This window comes from Gemmatimonas sp., from assembly GCF_041689975.1.
Taxonomy (GTDB): domain Bacteria; phylum Gemmatimonadota; class Gemmatimonadetes; order Gemmatimonadales; family Gemmatimonadaceae; genus Gemmatimonas.
The window spans coordinates 1-2,820 of sequence record NZ_JBDNFF010000125.1 but is presented as its reverse complement, the minus strand read 5'-3'; the positions used below and the strand labels follow the sequence as shown (position 1 = coordinate 2,820).

3 protein-coding genes and 1 pseudogene are annotated in these 2,820 nt (G+C 63.0%); all 4 read right to left on the bottom strand.

Features of this window, described 5'->3' with window-relative positions; translation table 11 throughout:
- Window positions 1-527: transposase (locus tag ACESNG_RS08505; RefSeq protein ID WP_373068571.1), on the bottom strand; the 527-nt coding region annotated here is incomplete at its 3' end.
- Window positions 528-707: 180 nt separating this feature from the next.
- Entirely contained in the window at window positions 708-1,547 is an 840-nt protein-coding gene (locus tag ACESNG_RS08500) for an amidohydrolase (protein WP_373068569.1), read from the bottom strand.
- Entirely contained in the window at window positions 1,538-2,629 is a 1,092-nt protein-coding gene (locus tag ACESNG_RS08495; protein ID WP_373068567.1) for a hypothetical protein, read from the bottom strand. Before ACESNG_RS08495 ends, ACESNG_RS08500 begins: the two co-directional genes overlap by 10 nt.
- Window positions 2,626-2,820: pseudogene (locus tag ACESNG_RS08490) on the bottom strand (enoyl-CoA hydratase/isomerase family protein); the annotation flags it as partial. The gene ACESNG_RS08495 and the pseudogene ACESNG_RS08490, both read right to left, overlap by 4 nt.

Genomic DNA, 2,820 nt, shown 5'->3' with positions numbered 1-2,820 from the left:
GACGGTTCGTAGATCGCCTGGTAGATGGACTCCGGCGCCAGGTGCAGGTCCTCGCGATCGGGTTGCTCGACGCGAAGACTGTTGGAGATCTGCTCCGGACTCCACCGCTTGTCGAGCCGGTCCTGCACCAACCCGCACAACTCGGCGTTGATCGCCAAGCGCCGCAGCTTGGGTCGCGGGCGACGCGTCAGCATCCTCTGTTGAGCGGCGTGCGGCCGGTACTCACCCGAGACTTCGGCGTTGCGCAGAACCTCACGGCACACCGTCGACACGCTGCGTCCCAACTCGCCAGCAATCGACCGCATCGAACGACCAGCTCGGATCCCATCAGCGATCACGATTCGTTCCTGGTCGGACAAGTAACGCCCGGACCCCGTCGCCGCCGATCCTGTTGGCACGATCGGGTCGTAGCGGTACTCGCCACGCTTCGCGTCGTTCACGATCCGACCGAGCCGCCACCGCTGCCCTGTCTTGCGGTTCACGCCGACCTGCCTGCACGCTGCGCTGTTCTGCATTCCTTGGCTCATCAACCGAACGTACAAGTCCCGTTTCGCCGTCAACGGCATAGGTCCACGCTTCCAGTTCTTCTTCGGCATCGAACACACCCGATCATGCTGGGGTGTAGCCACGACCCCCCGAATCCGCCCGGGGCTGATCTGGCCCCACCTGGCGGGGACGTTATCGGGCCCGTCGAGGGTTGAGCAGAGTCAGCCTCCGGGCTCCCAGCGATAGACCCGCGCCGCCGTGTTGCCCATCAGCAACTGCCTTTCGTTCTCGCTGAGCCGGTCAGTGAGGGCAAAGGCCTCTACGCCCTGTCGGTAGGTAAGAAGCTCAACGGCCCGGGTCCAATCCGTACCCCACATGCAGCGCTCAATCCCAAAGTCATCGAAGAGCCGGGCTAGCGGATCCCATAAGTCCGGGTACGGGAATGGCGTCTGGGAAAGGGTGCAGGCCCCGGTCAACTTGATCACGACGTTCGGAAACTTGGCGAGTTCGGTCACGGCGGGCAAATCGGCCCAAGGATCTTGCGGGACCGGGGGCGTAAACGGCTGAATAATCCCGAGATGATCGACTACAAGTTGGGTATCGGCGTGGCGCCGCGCCAACTCGGCGGCGACCCCTATCCTGCCCCAACACAGCAAATTCACTGGCAGACCGACCCGCCCTGCTGTAGAAAGCACCGCATCGATGCCCGGCTGGTCGGGTTGGGCCCATACATCTCCCACCATCATGATCCGCACTCCCACTGCGCCACTGGTCGAGGCCCAGTCCGCCACCACATGACGCACGTCTGGGGCGGTCGTGTCGATTGGCTTCACCAAACCGAATCGGGTCGGGTGGTCGGCGTGGACCTCGATCGCATAGCTCGCATCGAAACCGTAGAGAGTCCACGGCGACACCAGGATCGCGCCGTCTACGCCCACATCGTTCATGGCAGCAACCATGTCGTCTCCGGTCACCTCGGGCGGACCGTGGAGCATGGACGCCCAGGGCCGGGTAGGAGAATCGCGCTCGTAGCAGTGGACCTGTGAATCAATCACGACCATTTGTCGCCCATTTCGCGAAGTGGTGCCGTTCGAGTTTGCCCGTCGCCCACGCCCGGTTGAAAGAGGCGTCCTTGGCCATCGTGCCGGTCATTGCCTCTTCTAGGTGGCTGGTGTCTTTCGTGTCCGAGCCGAAATTCTACTTTGAACGCATCATAAGGCCGGCCACTTTTTCTCGTCCGGCTGTGGATATCCCCTCTACGGCGATCCTGGAGGGTGGTGTCTTTCGGCCTTCGCCGCGACCAAACAATCACGCCCTTTGACACCAGCCCACCTAGGCCCACGACGCGCGACCAGGCGAATCCGTCGTGCTCGGCCGCATGTATGGGGTCGCCAGCCTCGGTGGTTGCGCCCTGCGCTGAGTCGGAGCCGATCAGAGACGCGCGCCGGACGGTTTTGAGGTCCAACTCCTGTCGATAAGGCTTGGTCGATCCCACGCCGACCACAAGCGCTCCCTCGGTCAGCCAATAACCGTCGAAGGCAGGTTCGTATGCGGCAGTGGCCGTGACGACAACATCAGCATCGGTGATGGCTGTGTGAGCGTCGGTCACGCGTGCCGGTATCCCGTTCGACGTTGCCCAGTGTGCGAGAGCGTCGGCTTTGTGTTGGGATCTGCCCACGATTCGGAGATCTCGTAGATCCATCTCCTGCATGAGCACCTGGGCCAGCCACGATGCTTGTTCGCCTGTGCCGAACAGTGCAGCGGTGTGGCTATCAGGCGGTGCAAGGAGTCGGACGCCGATCCCGGTAGTTGCGGCGGTACGAGCCGCCGTGATCACGCTTCCGGAGAACGATGCGAGCAGCTGACCGTCGTCGGCGAAGAGAACGATGATGAATCCGCGTCCGCGTGGAGAGTTCACGTAGAGCTTTCCCCCGCCGACGCTTCGCCGTGGGTAGTAGGCCGACATGGCGCTGACATCGAGGTCGTCGAGTTGCGCCCGCACCCGTAAGGTCGAAACGGCAGTCCCTGATCCGAGGTCGGCAAAGGCGAGGAGTAGCTCGTCGGTCATTGCGGGCAGATCGATCGAGCCGCCGATCTCGCTGTCGCTGAGACTGAGCGCTGCAGGCGCATGGTCGTCGGTCATCGGGCTCGTCGCTCCTGTGCTTCGAGGAACGATTCGATCGCGAGTCGGTGCTCTTCGGTTCCATGAAGGATCGCTTGGGTGTCGGCCGCCGCGTCGAGCACGTCGTCGAAGCTCGTGTCTGCTGCTCGCCTCAGCAGCGTCTTCGTGTATCGCATGGCAACAGGCGGCTTCGACGCGATGGTGGTGGCGAG

Excerpts from the sequence above, each read along its gene's own strand:
- ACESNG_RS08500 (WP_373068569.1), bottom strand. The coding sequence starts at position 1,547 with ATGGTCGTGATTGATTCACAGGTCCACTGCTACGAGCGCGATTCTCCT.
- ACESNG_RS08495 (WP_373068567.1), bottom strand. The coding sequence starts at position 2,629 with ATGACCGACGACCATGCGCCTGCAGCGCTCAGTCTCAGCGACAGCGAG.